This is a genomic window from Neisseria sp. HMSC069H12 (assembly GCF_001812735.1).
GTDB lineage: Bacteria > Pseudomonadota > Gammaproteobacteria > Burkholderiales > Neisseriaceae > Neisseria > Neisseria subflava.
Genome location: NZ_KV810248.1, coordinates 23016 through 39440, shown reverse-complemented (window position 1 = coordinate 39440; position 16425 = coordinate 23016). Strand labels below are relative to the sequence as shown.

At 51.3% G+C, this 16425-nt stretch carries 16 protein-coding genes and 1 other RNA gene; all 17 read right to left on the bottom strand.

Annotation, left to right across the window (positions count from 1 at the left end):
* Position 1: 1 nt before the first annotated feature.
* The 17 genes from rplM to HMPREF2872_RS03170 all read right to left on the bottom strand — a co-directional run bounded on the left by rplM (position 2) and on the right by HMPREF2872_RS03170 (position 16407).
* Positions 2-433 carry a 50S ribosomal protein L13 gene (gene rplM, locus HMPREF2872_RS03250; RefSeq protein WP_003684605.1) on the bottom strand — a complete coding sequence of 144 codons (432 nt, stop codon included), beginning with the start codon at positions 431-433 and terminating at the stop codon, positions 2-4.
* A 178-nt stretch (positions 434-611) separates the two neighbouring features.
* Positions 612-792, bottom strand: a non-coding RNA gene (gene ssrS / locus HMPREF2872_RS03245) — 6S RNA.
* A gap of 8 nt (positions 793-800) precedes the next feature.
* Positions 801-1103, bottom strand: coding sequence for a cell division protein ZapA (gene zapA, locus HMPREF2872_RS03240; RefSeq protein WP_070584685.1), 303 nt, complete (start codon positions 1101-1103; stop codon positions 801-803).
* Between the two features lie 11 nt (positions 1104-1114).
* Positions 1115-1438 carry a hypothetical protein gene (locus HMPREF2872_RS03235; RefSeq protein ID WP_070631183.1) on the bottom strand — a complete coding sequence of 108 codons (324 nt, stop codon included), beginning with the start codon at positions 1436-1438 and terminating at the stop codon, positions 1115-1117.
* Between the two features lie 74 nt (positions 1439-1512).
* Positions 1513-2502 carry an NAD(P)H-dependent glycerol-3-phosphate dehydrogenase gene (locus HMPREF2872_RS03230; protein WP_070631182.1) on the bottom strand — a complete coding sequence of 330 codons (990 nt, stop codon included), beginning with the start codon at positions 2500-2502 and terminating at the stop codon, positions 1513-1515.
* Between the two features lie 135 nt (positions 2503-2637).
* On the bottom strand, positions 2638-4797 hold the full coding sequence (locus HMPREF2872_RS03225) for a polysaccharide biosynthesis tyrosine autokinase (RefSeq protein WP_070631180.1): 2160 nt from the start codon (positions 4795-4797) through the stop codon (positions 2638-2640).
* A gap of 26 nt (positions 4798-4823) precedes the next feature.
* A complete protein-coding gene (locus HMPREF2872_RS03220) occupies positions 4824-5273 on the bottom strand; it encodes a low molecular weight protein-tyrosine-phosphatase (RefSeq protein WP_049328305.1) in 450 nt (149 codons plus the stop codon).
* A gap of 171 nt (positions 5274-5444) precedes the next feature.
* Positions 5445-6572, bottom strand: coding sequence for a polysaccharide export protein (locus HMPREF2872_RS03215; RefSeq protein ID WP_003684536.1), 1128 nt, complete (start codon positions 6570-6572; stop codon positions 5445-5447).
* Positions 6573-6615: 43 nt separating this feature from the next.
* Entirely contained in the window at positions 6616-8517 is a 1902-nt protein-coding gene (locus HMPREF2872_RS03210; protein WP_070631178.1) for a polysaccharide biosynthesis protein, read from the bottom strand.
* Positions 8518-8625: 108 nt separating this feature from the next.
* A complete protein-coding gene (locus tag HMPREF2872_RS03205; protein WP_070631176.1) occupies positions 8626-9801 on the bottom strand; it encodes a DegT/DnrJ/EryC1/StrS family aminotransferase in 1176 nt (391 codons plus the stop codon).
* Entirely contained in the window at positions 9794-10573 is a 780-nt protein-coding gene (locus tag HMPREF2872_RS03200) for a methionyl-tRNA formyltransferase (RefSeq protein ID WP_070631174.1), read from the bottom strand. Before HMPREF2872_RS03200 ends, HMPREF2872_RS03205 begins: the two co-directional genes overlap by 8 nt.
* Positions 10574-10586: 13 nt before the next feature.
* Positions 10587-11279 carry an HAD family hydrolase gene (locus tag HMPREF2872_RS03195; RefSeq protein WP_070631172.1) on the bottom strand — a complete coding sequence of 231 codons (693 nt, stop codon included), beginning with the start codon at positions 11277-11279 and terminating at the stop codon, positions 10587-10589.
* Positions 11272-12246, bottom strand: coding sequence for an ATP-grasp domain-containing protein (locus tag HMPREF2872_RS03190; RefSeq protein WP_070631170.1), 975 nt, complete (start codon positions 12244-12246; stop codon positions 11272-11274). Before HMPREF2872_RS03190 ends, HMPREF2872_RS03195 begins: the two co-directional genes overlap by 8 nt.
* Positions 12233-12850, bottom strand: coding sequence for a sugar transferase (locus HMPREF2872_RS03185; RefSeq protein WP_070631168.1), 618 nt, complete (start codon positions 12848-12850; stop codon positions 12233-12235). The genes HMPREF2872_RS03190 and HMPREF2872_RS03185 overlap by 14 nt, the downstream gene beginning before the upstream one ends.
* Positions 12843-14015, bottom strand: coding sequence for a glycosyltransferase (locus HMPREF2872_RS03180; protein ID WP_070631166.1), 1173 nt, complete (start codon positions 14013-14015; stop codon positions 12843-12845). The genes HMPREF2872_RS03185 and HMPREF2872_RS03180 overlap by 8 nt, the downstream gene beginning before the upstream one ends.
* Positions 14016-14029: 14 nt before the next feature.
* On the bottom strand, positions 14030-15100 hold the full coding sequence (locus tag HMPREF2872_RS03175; RefSeq protein ID WP_070631164.1) for a glycosyltransferase family 4 protein: 1071 nt from the start codon (positions 15098-15100) through the stop codon (positions 14030-14032).
* Positions 15097-16407, bottom strand: a complete 1311-nt coding sequence (locus HMPREF2872_RS03170; RefSeq protein ID WP_003684579.1) for an O-antigen ligase family protein — start codon at positions 16405-16407, stop codon at positions 15097-15099. Before HMPREF2872_RS03170 ends, HMPREF2872_RS03175 begins: the two co-directional genes overlap by 4 nt.
* Between the last annotated feature and the right edge of the window lie 18 nt (positions 16408-16425).

Below are 16425 nucleotides of genomic sequence, written 5' to 3'. Positions count from 1 at the left end.
ATTATTTCAGTTCCAAAACTTTAGGTTGTTGTGCAGCGTGGCCGTGTTCGGCGCCGGCGTACACTTTCAGTTTTTTGATCATGGCGTAGCCCAGAGGACCTTTAGGCAACATGCCTTTTACGGCTTGTTCCAAAGCGCGGCCTGGGAATTGCTCTTGCATTTCGCGGAAAGTACGCTCGTAGATGCCGCCTGGGAAACCAGAGTGACGGAAGTATTTTTTGTCTTCGAATTTAGCACCGGTCACGCGCAGTTTGTCTGCGTTGATGACGATGATGTAGTCGCCGGTATCAACGTGAGGGGTGTATTCGGGTTTGTGTTTGCCGCGCAGACGGTGTGCGACTTCGGCTGCGACACGACCCAGAACTTTGTCTTCTGCGTCAATGACGAACCATTCGCGCTTCACCTCGTGGGGTTTTGCAGAGAAGGTTTTCATGGTTGGAATCCAGATATATATAGAAAGTTATGGATTTTAAAGAGGAGATTGGCTTTTGTCAATCTTAATTGAGTGTGTTTGATGCATGAATATGCGGTTTTTTCAGACGGCCGGAAATCTTTACGAAAGTCTTAACTTGGAAAGGGGAAAGCCACACCTGTCGGTATGGCTTTTTTAGGGAATCCCCACGAGTGCCGTTTAGGCTGAATCCGCTTGAACCTTGCTGACAAGGCGGTCACCTCGGGTAGTTTCGGGTGCGTCCGACAAACGGACGCTCGCGCCCACTACAGCTCCCGGTAACCTAAAGCGAACGTATTGGTTCAAAGGAATGTATGCCTTTGCGAACACCGCAGGGAAAAGGGGAAAATCAGTTTTGCTCCAAGCGCGCCAGTGCTTTTTGGCACGCGTTGTTCATGTCGGTTATTTTACGCTCAAATTCACCGATTGCCAAATCGTCGTTGAGGGTGGTTTTCAAGAGGTCGTGTACGACGTTGAGGGCTGCCATGACGACGATTTTGTCCGTGCCGACGATTCGGCCGCTTTCTTTAATCGCGTCGCTTTTTTTGTTGAGCATTTCAACGGCTTGCAGGAGGGTGGTTTTTTCTTCACTCGGCGTGTTGATGGTGAAGTTGACATTCATGATGTCGAGATTGACTTGTTCGATACTCACGGGGCATCCTTTTATTGTTGTGTTTCTTGGGGCAGTCGGGCAATGAGGCTGCGGATTTGGTCTGCACTTTGGGCCAGCGCGTTGCGGTAGTTTTCTTTTTCGGCAGTCAGGTTGTCAATTTTGCTTTGCAGGTCTTCTTTGAGTTTGCCGACTTGAACCAGCAAGGCTTCGCTGAGTTCGTCAATGGCCGCGTCGTGTTGGCGTTTTTGTTGCTCTTGCTCGAGTTTGAGTCTGTCGATTTCTTCGTTGAGACGGCGGTTTTCTGAAACCAGTGTTTCAAATTTTTGGACAAGTTGGTAAACGTTGATTTCCAGATTGTTCAGTGATTGCTTCATGTGTTTCCCTTCAGACGGCCTTATGGCCGTCATATTGTGCGTCAGGCCGTCTGAATGGCAGACGGCGCGACAGTTTATTCGAAGCGCGCGCTTCGTTCCATCAGTCGTTCAACGACTTGCTGCGGGGTCATTTCTTTGCGGATGAGTTGCAGCAGGGTTTGAGTGATGGGCATATCGATTTGGTATTTGGCGGCGGTGTTGAAGACTTCTTCAATGGTGCTGACGCCTTCGGAAACGTGGCCGATTTCGACAAGCACTTGATGCAACTCTTTGCCTTCTGCGAGGCCGAGGCCGACACGGCGGTTGCGCGAGAGTGCGCCGGTACAGGTCAGGATAAGGTCGCCGATGCCTGCCAAGCCCATCATGGTTTTGGGTTGCGCGCCCATGGCGATGGCAAGGCGGGTGATTTCGGCAAGGCCGCGTGTTACTAAGGCTGCGCGTGCATTGAGGCCGTATTCGAGGCCGTCTGAAAGGCCGGTGGCAATCGCCATAACGTTTTTAACGGCACCGCCCACAGCGACGCCGATGACGTCGGTGCTGCCGTACAGGCGCATCACGTTGGTGTTCAGTTGGGCGGTGGTTTCCTCCACCCAGTCTTTGTTTTCGGAAGCAAGTACGACGGCGCAAGGCAGTTGGGCTGCAAGTTCTTGGGCAAAGCTCGGACCTGAGAGAACGCCGATTTTTTTATTGTTAGGCAGGACTTCTTTCAGTACTTGGAAAGTCAAGAGGCCGGTATCTTGTTCAAAACCTTTGCAGGCGGCGAGAACGGGAATATCGGCAGCGTTATGCTGTTTGAGCAGCTCGGCGCTGCTTCTGAGGCCGGCTACGGAGGTTACGATCAGGGCAAGTTGGCTGTCTTTCAGCGCTTCGCCCAAATCGGCGTGAACGGTCAAGGACTCAGGGAAAGGGAAGCCGGGCAGGCCGCGTTTGTTTTCGCGATCTGTTTGCAGGGCGCGGATTTGGTCGGGATTGCGTGTCCAAAGGGCAACTTCATTGTTGTGGTGCGCAAAGTGCAACGCGAGAGCTGTACCCCACGAACCTGCGCCGATGACGGTAATTTTCATGTTTCTCTTCCATATGGGAACGGGGCTTACTTTAAAACAAACGGCTTTGGGGTGCAAGGGCAGCGTTTGTGAAAAATATTTTGTGCCGTTTAAAAAGCCTTAGGCCGTCTGAAAGTTCAGACGGCCTGCTTCGGTTTATGATTTATTGTTACCGGAATGGTAGGCATCGTAGGCGTAGTAGTCGTAGCTGTTGTTGGCTTCGCGCTTCATGCCGTTGAGGACGACACCTTTGATGTTGATGTGGTTTTGTTTGAGGCGTTCAACGCTGGCCTCAAGCTCTCGTGCACGCGTATGTGCATAACGGCTGATCATCAGGACGGTGCCTGCATGTTGGCCGATGATGACGGCGTCGGTCACGGCCAATACGGGCGGCGTGTCCAAGATGACGTAGTCGTAGCGTTGGCTAGCGTTGGCTAGCAACTCGTTGAAACGGTTGTCCATCAAAAGCTCAGACGGATTGCTAGGATAGCTGCCGCTGCTGATGAGGTGGAGGTTTTCAATGCCGGTTTCTTGTACGGCTTTAGCCGGAGCTGCTTTGCCGTTGAGGATGTCAGACAAGCCGAACTCGGGGGTAAGGCCGAAGAGTCGGTCGAGGTAGCCTTTGCGCATATCGGTATCGATAAGCAGAACGCGTTTGCCCGACTGCGCCATTACGGTGGCGAGGTTGGCGGAGATAAAGGATTTACCTGCTTCAGGCGCGGCACCGGTAATCATGAGGACGTTGTTAGGCGCGTCCAGCATGGAGAAGTAGATATTGGTGCGCAGGGCGCGGATGGCTTCGACGGCCGTGTCGGCGCGGTCTTCGCTGGCCAGCAGATAGTTGGAACGGCCACCGGTTTTCTTGAATTTGCTTTTGAAGAAGTCGCGTTTTTGCTGGGTTTTGGAGTGCGGAACAAGAGCGACGACTTCCAAATTGAGATTTTCGATTTCTTCGGATGAAGTAATGCCGTTTTTCATGCGGTTGCGAATCATCAGCCACAAAGCGGTCAATGAACCTGCGGCAAGTGCGCTCAGGAGTGTGATGACAGCTTTGCGCGGGGCAACGGGGTTTTCAGGGACATAGGCATAATCGACGATGCGGACATTACCTTGCGCACTGGCTTTCATGATGTTGAGTTCTTGTTGTTTGCTCAACAGTTGGACGTAGGTAGCCTGGTTGGTTTCTACGTCGCGGGTCAGGCGGATAACTTCTTGTTGGGTATTCGGCAGCTCAGCAATTTGTTGGTTGATTTTGTTTTTAGCACGCTCGAGAACGGCAAGTTTGTCCAATACGGCTTTATAGGAAGGGTGTTCAGGCGTGTATAGCTCGGCCAAGCCTGCTTCTTCGGTTTTGAGCAGGGTAATTTGGGTTTCGATGCCGGTCAGGCTTTCCAATGCGCCTTTGGACTCGAGCGGAATGTCGAGGGAGCCTGATTGTTGGCGGTAGGCATTGAGTTTGTTTTCAGCGTCTTGCAAGGTTTCTTTCAAGCGTGGCAATTCTTCGCTGATGAAGGCCAAACCGCTGGATGCAACTTGGACGTCGCGTTCGCGGTTTTGCGCAACGTAGTTGTCGGCAATGCTGTTGAGGATGACACTGGTACGTTTAGGGTCAGTGCCGGTAAAGGTAAGGTTGATGATGGGGCTGGTTTTACCTTTGCTGATGACCGCCAGTTTGTTTTGGATGTTTTCGATGGCGCTGATGCGCGAGAACTTGGTCAACGCAAATTCTTGACCCGGATTGGCTAAGATTTGATCGATTTTGAGGGTGGTTTGATTGTTGATTTTCAGAGGTACGCCGACCTTGCCTTCTACAACGCGTTTGTCAGGCAGGGTAAGGGTATAGGCTTTGTTGCTCTTGGCGGTCAGCGTGAAGGTTTTGTTGAACCATTCGTCTTGTACGGTAAAGCTGCCGACGGTCAGTTTGGGATCAGGGTCGCCGCTGACGTTGTGCATCAGGCTGCCGATAACGGGTGTGTATTTGGCTTTGACTTCTTGGTCAAGCTGAAGGTCGTCAACGGTTTTACCCAGTACCAAGCGTGATTGAACCAGCTCGACTTCTGCTTCAGACGGCGTGGTTTGGTTGTTGAAGATGCTGTTGATTTCGGTCAGGATTTGGTTTTGCCGCGTTTCAATTTCCAGCATGGCGTCGGCACGGTATTGCGGAGTGGATGCCAGGCTGAAGGCTGCGCCAAGAATGCCGCCTGCAAGCAGGGCGGCGAGGATTTTGTATTTATTTGTCCAAATTACGCGCAGCTGTTGGCCGAAGTCGATTTCGTCGTTGTCTGCGCTGTAAGGTGTGTAGGTCGTTTTTTTCATTGCTTGCTTTCTTGTTCATGCCGGTTTTATACCGGTTGAGTTTTTCCGTTTAGTTTGGTTTTCCAAGTGTCTGCGGCAGCATTGAGCTGTTCAAAAACGGCTTCAAACATTTCGCTGCTTTGTTTGTATGGGTCAGGTATGGTTTTTTTAGGCAACCATTGGGCAAACAGCATGGTTTTGCTGCGTGCCGGCGGATGGATGTCGGCCACCATATCGATTTGACTGGGCTCCATGACGAGAATCAAATCGGCCTGTTCGCACATCGGGGCGGTCAGTTGGCGTGGCGTATGGCCTGCAACGATGACGCCGTGTTTGAGTGCGGTTTTAATGGCCTGGAAATCGGCATCCTTACCTGCCAGTGCTTTTATGCCGGCGCTGCTGATTTGATGGCCGGGTAGTTTTTTCTGCATGATCCGCTCTGCAGTGGGGGAGCGGCAGATGTTGCCTAGGCAGACGATGAGTATGTTGTGGTACATGATATTGTTTTCGGTTTATGGCCTGAAAAAAACGTGAGTCAGACTATAAGATACTGCTTTTCCGTTTGTGCGGTGTGTACGGCTTTTGTATGCCGTTTATGTAATTAGCTTGGATTGTGCGTGATTTTGTATCCTGCTGTCAAACAAGGGTCTGACAGCAGGAACCACTGTTTATCTAAACGTATTGTCGAGGGTGTTGACGTTGCTGATGGAGTTGGTAATTTGTGACATTACGCGGTTCCAACGGGTAACCGGGGCGGCGGTAACGTAAACGGTATCTTCCGAACGCAGTTTGAATTCGCTGCCCAATGCGTAAGAAGTCGCATCTTTCAGGTTGAGCTGATAGATGTGGATAGGTTTGGCCGCGTCTTCTGGTGCGCGGCGGATTACGAATACGCCGGTTGCGTCAGCATAGTTTTGGTTCATACCGCCGACTTCTCCGAGCGCTTGGGTCAGGTTGAGGCCGTGATTGCCGATCGGTAGTGTGGCTTGTTTGCCGACTTCGCCCATGATGTAGATTTTGTTGTTGCTGCTGTTAGGAACGTAAACGATGTCGCCATGGCTGAGGAGATGGTTTTGCGACATATCGCCGTATTGCAGCATGTCTTGCAGGGAGATGGTGCGGTCGACACCGTTGTGCGTCCATTTGATGTGTTGGGTGTCGGCACTTTGGGTAACGCCGCCTGCTTGGTTGATGGCATCCAAAATGGTCATCGGGATATTGGTAATCGGCAGCTGACCTGCTTGGTTGATGGCACCGGATACTGAAATGCGTTGCGAACGGAATTCGGTAACGTTGATGGCTACTTGAGGGTTTTTGATGTAGCGTTTCAGAAGGTTGGTCAGGGTGTTTTGCAATTCGTCCAAAGTTTTGTCTTTGGCTTGAATTTTGCCTGCCAGCGGGTAAGTAATATAACCGCCCTCATCTACCCAGGCCCCGCGGCTGACTTGGTTGGTTTGCGGGTTGCTTTGCTGGATAGGGGAGTTAAGGTCGGAGTGCGCCCAAACCATGATATTGAGGACGTCGCCGCTGCCGATGCGGTAGCGGTAAGCGCTTTTGCTTTGCTCCAAACCTTGATTGTTTTGGGAAAGTACAGGCGGCTTACGCATTTTTTCAATCAGGTTGGGCGTGATGGGGTAAACAGCAACGCGGCTGTCGAGGTTGGTGTCGGCTGCGGTGTCGGTATCGGTGTAAACAATGGTTTTGGTTCTGGTTTTGATGGTTGAACCAGGAATGACTGTCGTGCTGTTACAGGCAGTCAGTGCGAATAGAGTAAGCAGGGAGAGCGTTTTTTTCATGTAGTAGTCCTTGCGGGATGGTGTCCGGGCCGTCTGAAAATGTTCAGACGGCCTTATTGTTTTGTTGCCAAACCAAGTCGCAGATACCGTCTTTAGGTACGAAGCCTGTCGGTGCGCGCAGCAGAAGCTGGCGCAGGCTGTTTTGGTCGCTTTGGAGACAGGCAGTATGGAGTTCCGACAGTATGTCAGATAATTGCGTCCATGGAAGCATTACTTCACTGGCGGTCATAATACGGGGATGAGTGGTTTTTTGTACCTCGTCGCCGATGAGCAGTTCTTCATAAAGTTTCTCGCCCGGGCGCAGGCCGGTAATCTTGATTTCGATGTCGCCGTGTGGGTGTTGCTCGTCTTTGACTTTGAGGCCACTGAGGACAATCATTTGACGGGCAAGGTCGATGATTTTGACGGATTCGCCCATGTCGAGGACGAATACGTCGCCGCCTTTACCCATTGCGCCGGCTTGGATAACCAGTTGCGCTGCTTCGGGAATGGTCATGAAGTAGCGGGTAATGTCTTGGTGGGTCAGGGTAATCGGGCCGCCTTCGGCAATTTGTTTTTCAAATACAGGGACAACGGAGCCGGACGAACCCAATACATTGCCGAAACGCACCATGCAGAAGCGTGTTTTTTGTTCCGGCTCGGCGGCAAGGGCTTGCAGGCAGAGTTCGGCCATGCGTTTGCTGGCGCCCATGGTATTGGTCGGACGGACGGCTTTGTCGGTGGAAATCAAAACAAAGGTGGAAACGCCTACATCTACGGCAGCCTGCGCGCAGCAGAGTGTGCCGAACACGTTGTTTTGAATGCCTTCGATGGTGTTGAACTCAACCATAGGGACGTGTTTGTAGGCCGCAGCATGGTAGACGGTGTCGACGTGATAGGCCTTCATGATGCTGCTAAGGCGTTCTTTGTTTTGAACCGAACCCAAAAGCGGTACGACTTCGACTTGACTGCCTTGCGCGGCTTGGGTTTCGCGCAATTCTTTGTCTATGCTGTACAGGGCAAATTCGGACAATTCAAACAACAGCAGTTTGGTCGGACGGCAGTTGAGAATCTGACGGCAAAGTTCGGAGCCGATAGAACCGCCTGCGCCGGTCACCATCACGACTTTGTCGCTGATGTCGGCGCTCATCAATTCAGGGCGCGGTGCCACAGGGGCGCGGCCGAGCAAATCGACCACAGAGATTTTTTTCAATGAGCTGACGTTGATTTTGCCGTCGACCAAATCTTTCATGCCCGGAATGGTCAGGACTTCGCATTTGTATGCTTCGAGGCGGCGGATGATGTCTTTGCGTTCTTCCGGCGTAGAACTTGGAATCGCCAGCAGAATTTTGCGGACGCCGTAGCGGCTGATTAGCATCGGGATTTCATTGGGGTTGTAGACGGCAAGATCATAGATGACGGTACGTTGGATTTTCGGGTTGTCATCGACAAAGGCAATGGCCGAGTATTCGTTAACCTGTTTGATGGCTTCCAACAACTGGCGGCCGGATTGGCCTGCGCCGTAGATGATGACGGGTGTCATTTGTTTGCGGTGATGGTCGGTCAGAATCGCGCGCAGGATCATGCGCGAGCTGGTTACGCCGACCACCAAGACCAAGAAATAGACGATGGGCAGGGCAAGATGCAGTTTTTGTTCAAAAATCAGGGTGGTCAGGCAGAACAAGACCGCTGAAATGATGCTGCCGAATGCGGCTGAAGTCAGGACGCGGATGCTGACGAAGCGTGTGACGGCGCGATAGAGGCCGATACGGATGAAAAGGATGATGGTCAGCACAGCGGTGCTGCCGAAAGCCAGCCAGTTGGCGATACTCAACCATTCGTCGGAATATTGCACTTTGAGGCTTTGGGCAAACCAAAATGCCACGAATATCATCAAGATATCGTGGATGACGAAAAAGGTTTTTTTAAGGTTGCGCGGCAGAGCCAGCAGGGTTTCCAAGTTCATTTTATATTTCTTGTGTCTGAGTGTTGTAATGTGGCTTGGTACGGATTGTTTGAAGCAGGCTGTTTTATTTTTTCAGACGGCCTGAAGTTGCAGGCCGTCTGAAAATGATTATGCTGAGGCTTCAGTCAATACGGCTTCGATGTTTTCTTTGCAGAACGCAATTTCTTCATCAGTCAGGGTTGGGTGCACCAAGAACATCAGGCTGGTGTCGCCCAACTCGACAGCATTTTTCAAACGCTCTTTCGGACGCCAAGGCGTGTTGTCGAAGGCTTTTTCCAAATACACTTCGGAGCAGCTGCCTTGATAGCATGGGACTTTGCGTGCGTTCAGTTCGTTGACGATGCGGTCGCGCGTCCAGCCGTCTTTCAGGTGTTCGGGTTTGACGAAAACATAGAACTTGTATTGCGCGTGTTCGATGTAGTCGGCAACTTCAACCAAACGGATGCTGGCAAATTTGCCCAAGCTTTCAGCCAGTTTGGCAGCGTGAGCTTGACGGCGGGCAGTCCATTCGGGCATGCGTTTGAGCTGGATGCGGCCGATGACAGCCTGCATTTCCATCATGCGCCAGTTGGTGCCGAAGCTTTCGTGCAGCCAGCGGAAACCGGGTGCGTGTTCGCGGTGGTACACGGCATCGTAGCTTTTGCCGTGGTCTTTGTATGACCACATTTTGCTCCACAGCTCTTTGTCGTTGGTGGTTACCATGCCGCCTTCGCCGCCGGTGGTCATGATTTTGTCTTGGCAGAACGACCAAGCGCCGACGTGGCCGATGGAGCCGACGGATTTGCCTTTGTATTTCGCACCGTGCGCTTGGGCGCAGTCTTCGATAACCCACAAGTTATGTTCTTTGGCCAAAGCCATGATGTCGTCCATTTCGGCAGGCATACCGGCAAGGTGAACCACGATGATGGCTTTGGTGTTTGGCGTCAAAGCGGCTTTGATGGTTTCGGCGCTGATGTTTTGGCTGTTTAAATCCACATCGGCGAAAACCGGATTTGCACCGGCGGTCACGATACATGACGCGGAAGCCAAGAAAGTGCGCGAAGTGACAATCACATCATCGCCTTGGCCGATGCCCATTGCTTTGAGGGCTACGTCCAAAGCCAACGTACCGTTGGAAAGGGCGACGGCGTATTGTGTGCCGACAAAGGCAGCAAATTCTTTTTCAAATTCGCGACATTCCGTACCTGTCCAGTAGTTGACTTTGTTGGACAGCAGGACTTTGGAAACGGCATCGGCTTCTTCTTGAGTAAAGCTTGGCCATGGGGAGAGTGATGTATTAAGCATTGGCTTTTCCTGCGAAAAGACTGGTTGAGCCTTTGGGGGCGATTTCTTCCAGCAGCTGGCGGTTGATCAGGGTGTATTTCTGACCGTTGATTTTGACGTATGCGCCGTCGTACGGCGGAAACCAGAACGCGCGGATTTTTTTCTCCACATCGTCGTCGTCGCGGATTTGCTTCATGGCTTCCATTTCGTCACGGCTGACATAGCGGCCACCGATGTTTGGCGTGGTCGGCAATTTGGTTTTCGACTCGATGGCACGGGTGATGATGCGTCGTGCGAAATCTTCCAATGCCTGCATGGTTTTGCGTTCGAGCGATTGGGCAGTTTCTGTTTCAGCGTCGATAGGGAAACGGTCCACTTCGATAATTTCGCCGGTATCGATGGAAGCATCGACGTAGTGGGCGGTATTGCCCCATTCGTTCAGCTCGTCCATGATGGCCAGGTTGTAGCCGCCTGTGCCTTTGTATTCGGGCAACAGCGCAGGGTGGAAGTTGATCGTGCCTAAAGTCGGAATGCTCAGGAATTCATCACGCAGCTTGCGCCAGTAAAGGACGGACAAGCCCAAATCGTATTTCAGACGGCCTTCTCGCATTGCTTCCAAAGCCGTATCGAAGGTGTACAGGGGCAAGCCCAATTCCTGCGCGGCGGCCGTAGTCGGCGAGCCTTGCAGATGGCTGTCGGTTAAGACACCGACGATTTCGATATGGTCTTGTTTGGTCAAAAAACGAAGCAGGTTGGCGGAAACCTGTTTACGACCCATAAATAAGATTTTCATGGAGAAATGTCCCTTATGCATTTGCTTTTTCGGTGGCGGAAGTTGTCAGTGTAGTCAATTCTTCCAGGGTGTTTATCCAAAGGGTGGGCTGGTATTCATGACCGTATTGCTCGGGATCGGCTTGATGAATATTGTGCGGCTTAGGCATGATGCCAATGGAGAGCCACCCCAGTTTGTTGGGTGCGACAAAATCTTTTTTGATGTTGTCGCCGATGTAGATGAAATGTTTTGCAGCCGGATATTTGTTTTGCAGGAAGACAAAACGCTTATCTTCGGGTTTTTCCGATTGCATGGCTTCCGAAATCAAAATGTCGTCAAACAAATCGGTCAAACCCAAGACCTGTATTTTCAAACGCTGTGTCAGACTGCGGCCGTCTGTAATCAGGGCGCGTGCGGCAAAAGGGCGCATCAGCTTCCGTAAAAAAGACGGTTCGACATAAGGTCGGATAACAGGCCGGTGTAGTCGATATTGCCACAAAAGTGATTGTTTCTCTAATTCGTTTAATTTGCAATGATGGCACAAATTATCGAGCCAGTCTTTACTTTTATTGTCTGCAATTTCATTTAGTACGTCAGCATTGTATTGAGGATAAAGCGACGTAATTATCCCTACAACTGCCTGTATTCCGGAGCATTTGTAGTCGTACTCAGAGTAAAGCGTATCGTCAAGATCGAAGACGATGACAGATTCTTCCGGCTTAATCATGTTCTCTTACCAAAACTTTAGCATCGTAACGAAGCATGATTAAATTGTTTTCCCAGTCGTTGGAGAAAGGGATGTCTTGGCCGCCGATGTATTCTTGAATCAGCCAGCCCGGATAGTTGCCGCCTGCGGCGTAAGTCAGCGGGAAACCGCCGCCGAAACGCGGGTTGATTTCCACACCGTAGGTCGTGCTGTCGGTTTTGCTGACGAAGAATTGCGCGGTAATACAGCCGCGTGCGCCTTCCAATACGGCCATTTTTTCAACCAGCTCTTCATACAGGGCATTGAGTCGGGTTGCGCCTTTACTGACTTCGCCGGTGCGTACTTCCAAACGTTCGCGAGGAATGGCGCATTTCAGACGGCCTTGACGGTCGTAATACATATCGACGGTAAATTCGGAGAAAGTATTCTCGATATCGATGTATTGGGTGAACATCATTTTCGGATCTTCGGTGATATCGACAGTCAAATCAGCCGGTGTGTTGATTTTTTTCGCACCGATGGCGCGGCTGCCGTCATAAGGCTTGGCAAAACATGGGAAAACCAGGCGGTCCCGTTCGTAAATTTCAGGCGAACGGATACTGTATTGTGCAAACAGGCCTGCGGTCAGGCGCTTGTCGCAGCACAGGGTAATCAGCTTTGCATCGGAAATGACAATATGTATTCCTTCAGCTTCAAAACGGTCACGTGCTTCGGCCAGTTTGAGCAGCTCGGTATCGATGGTTGGCACAATCAGACCGATGTCGTGTTGTTGGGCCAGCTCGAGAATGCTGTCAATGTATTCGGCTGCATCGATACGCGGCACGCTGAAAGCGCGGTCGGCAACATGGCATGCAGAAGACATGTGTGGGTTGAGGTCAGTGGCAAAAACGCCGATGCCGTCTGAAAAACGTGCGGCTTCGGTTTGAAAGTCCTGCACCAATTCGACACGGCGACCTGCCGACAGAATCAGTATGTTATTTTTTTTCATCAGTTTTATTACCCGTGAAATAAGGCATGGTGGCTTCTCCTTCGGCTGAGATGCCTTCTTTGACGAAGATTTTTTTAACCGTCAGGAACAAAATTTTGATATCCAGCCAAAAGCTGAAGTTGTCGATGTACCAAACATCGTGGGCAAATTTTTCATCCCATGAAATGGCGTTGCGGCCATTGACTTGGGCCCAACCGGTCACGCCCGGTTTCATTTCGTGGCGGCGGTTTTGGAAGTCGTTGTACAACGGCAGGTAGTGCATCAGCAGCGGACGAGGGCCAACTAGACTCATCTCGCCTTTTAAGACATTCCATAATTCAGGAAGTTCGTCCAAACTGGTGGCACGTAATTTTTTGCCGAAATCGGTCAGGCGTTCGCTGTCGGGCAGCGGGTTGCCGTCTTTATCGACCGCATCGCGCATGGAGCGGAATTTAATCATTTTAAACGGTTTGCCGTCTTTGCCCGGCCGCTCTTGGGTGAAGAACACGGGTGCGCCCAAGTTTTTGCGAATGAGGTATATCAAAATCAAAAATACGGGCGAGAGGAAAATCAGTCCTGAGGCGGAGGCGACAATGTCAAACAGGCGTTTGAAGAATTTACTCATGGGCTAATCTTTCAATCAGGTTGACGATTTTTTGATACGCCACGTCGCGCTTGAAGCGGCGGACGATTTCGTCGGATTGAACGGGGTCGTTTTTGCGCGCCAGAATGTCTTTGGCGGCTTGGACGAAGCTGTCCACGTCGCCGGAACGGTAGTCCGCGTGCGGCAGCAGGGTGAGGACTTCGGCGACTTCGTCGTTGACCTGGCTGTTTAAAATCGGTTTTTGCAATGCCATGTAGTCGGACAGTTTGTTGGTAATCGACTGCATGGCGTAGGAATGGATGGCGTTGACGGAGATGTCGCAGCCTTTGGCGACCGACATCATTTCGGCGTAAGGAATGTAGCCGTAGAACTTGATGCCGTCGCAGGCGTATTGTTTGAGCCTGTCCAAATCGGGGCCGCCGCCCATGATGTGCAGCTCTACATTTTCGCCGTCGCCCAAAAGTTTCCGAACGCCTTTGCACACGGTTTCCACGTCATAGCTGTAGCTGAGCGTACCCAAGTAGAAGAAGCGGGTTTTGCTGTCGCCGAAGTCTTTTGCCGGTGCGGCATCGAGTTTCGGAAAATCCGCGCCGATATAGACGACTTCGCCGGGTACGTTCGGATTGGCTTCTTTTGCGCGGTCAAGGTAGGTCTGCGACACGGCGACCAATGCGTCGGCGTAGCGGTAGGCACGGTTAGCACGGGAGGAGAAGGGCAGCAGGTTGTGCGGGATTTTTTTCAAAAACGGCACGACCGAGGAGAAGGATTCCGGCCATACGTCCTGCACGTCGATAATCAGCTTGTAGCCCAAACGCGTTTTGTGTTCGCCCAAAAGCAGGTTGGTGGCGATCAGCGGATAGGCGGAAAAGACGACGTCTTGTTCGCCCGGACGGCAGTTTTTCAGCCATTGCTCAAAATTTTTGACGAATACATGATGGCTTTTGACGCGGTCCAGCGAGACGTTTTTGCCGTAGCCGCTCTCTTCCAGCAGCATGACTTTCAGACGACCTTGCGAAGCAGATGTGGCATCTTCAGGTCGTCTGAAAGATTTGTCGTAGTGTTTGAAATTGCTGGTAATCAGCAGTACGTCATGAGACTGCGACAATAGCTCGGCAAGATACCAGAAGCGGTTGAAATGCGGCTCGGACGGCAGCGAACAGTAGGGGGCGACGATGGTGATGTTCATATTTTCAGACGACCTCACATATCGTAAGCGGCCATGGTGGTGCGATAGATTTCATCATCGGAACACAAGGTCTCAACGTGTTTATGCAGGGCTTTGCCCATCTTTTCGCGCAACTCGGGCTGCTTGATGAGTTGATCGACGGCTTCGATAAAGGCTTCGTCATCGCCAAAAGGAATGCAGTAGCCGGTTTGGCCGGTAATGACCATTTCGGAAATACCCGCCATGTTGTAGGTCACGACAGGCGTGTCGTAAAGGCCGGCTTCCAAAATATTGTTGCCGACACCTGCGCCGTGGTCGCCCACGCAATGTGGCGTGTTCACCAAAATATCGACTTCTTTGAAGTAGCCGGTCAAGTCGCGGACGCCGCCGAGGAAGGTGACTTTGTCTTCAATGCCCAAACGTTTGGCTTGGGCTTTGAGGTTGTCCATTTCTTCGCCGATACCTGCAACGTTGAGGCGTACAGGCATACCGCGGTCAATCATTTTCTTCAAAATATCCAACATCAGATGTACGGCGCGGACGGTGTCCAAACGGGAAAGTGTGCCCAGTTGGACATAGTCTTTGACCGTTTTTTCAGGAACGAAATCTGCTTTGTGCAGGGCGTTGTAAGTGTAGGTGATGCGGTTGGCAGGGAAACCGTAACGGATGAGTTTTTCGCGTTCGTGTTTGCAGTTGCCGATGATGTACACGCTCAGCTTGTTGAAAAGCTTGGCAATTTTCGGATAAGTTTCCGGATCAAGGCCGCGCGCGTGGTAGAACACTTTGGTTTTCGGCGAGGCAAACTTGGCCGCAATGGCGCAGGCCGGAACGATACGCGCCATTTGGCAGTGAATCACATCAGGTTTTTCTTTTTTCAGCAGTTTCATATAGGCAAACATGCCTTTGACGTAACCCAAAAGACCGCCTTGGTAAAAATCGATCGGCTGCCAACGGATGCCCAATGCTTGCGCTTCCTGAATCAGAGGGCCGTCTGAAGAGGCCAATACGATATCGTGTCCGCGTTGTTTGAGCAGGCGGCCGAGGCGGAAAGTGGCGTTTTCAGTGCCACCGAGACCGGACATGGAGGTAGTCAGGATGATTTTCATGATGGTTTCTTCGTATCGTATAGTGTTTCGTTGTATGCGTAAGCGGCCATATCTTTCAGCTTGGGCGCAACAAATACGCTGTAAATAAAAATCAGCAGGCAGGGCAGCCAGATAAACGGCATACGTAAAATGGTGGATGGAATAAAACCGGCCAGCAGGAAAATGCCCAAGGTAACCCAAGCCAGTACGCGTGATTTATTGGTTAGTGCACGGCTTGAGGCAGTGTAGAGGAAATAAAACGCTACAAATGCAATAAAGCCGAGCAGGGAAATTATGCCGAAACCCAAATACAGTTCGATGATAAAACTGTGCGGATTTTCAAAACCCACGCTGTTACTCAAGTGGCCGCCGAAATATTCGCGGAAGTTTTTAGGACCGTAACCGGTCAGCAGCAGGGGCGGATTGTTCCAGAAGTAGTTGTAAATCTCCTGACGGTAGGACACGGAGTTGTCGCTGCCCAAGTCGTACAGGAAGAGGTACACGCGGCTGGAAAAACGTTCCAAAAACTGGTTGCCGTTGAGCGACAGCAAAAATTCCGCAATCGCGCGTGACGGAATCATCGACAACACTAACGCCAGCAAACCAGCTACGCCGACTGTAATAAAACCGTTTTTGCGATAGGCCGTATAAACCAGCAAAATCAACAGGTAACAGCCGATGGCGGTACGCGATACACTGGCGAAAATGGCCATGCCCAACAGCAGGAACAAACCCCAGCCCAGTAGTTTTTCTTTGTGTTTTCGTCCTTGGAGTTGGAAGAAAAACAAAATGGCAGGTGCAAGGCAGACTGCGGTGGCGGCAAGGTTGTTCGGGTTAAAGAACAAGCCTTTGAGCGAGCCTTCGTCAATAGCCAACTCATCGCTGGCGCTCACAAACTGAATGCCGGTGGCCAACTCTGCAAAAGGCGGCACGGCGATAAACAGCGTAAATACGATGAGGAACTTTTGAATCGTTCCCAAAGGGTCGTCGGCACGTTTCGATACTTGGTAAAACAAGTAGAAGAAAGCCGGAATCGCCATAAAAAACAAAATATCCATGTACTGCGTCGGCGTCAGCGACGTAATACCCATGTGGATGGCAGGCCAGATGCACATGGCGGTCAGGGCGCAGAGCATGGCAAAAATCTTGCGCGGAATATGCTTGCTTTCCAGAAAAAATACGACAAAACCAAGCAGTACAAATATCAGGGTCAGCGGGTTGTCGATACGCGGCACGCCGACCTTAAAGGACAGCGCGGGTCCCAGCATATAGGCTGCGAGCATGATGTATAGGATGTAAGTGTATAAGTTCAGACGTTTTATTTTCATGGTCGTTCTGTTGTTATC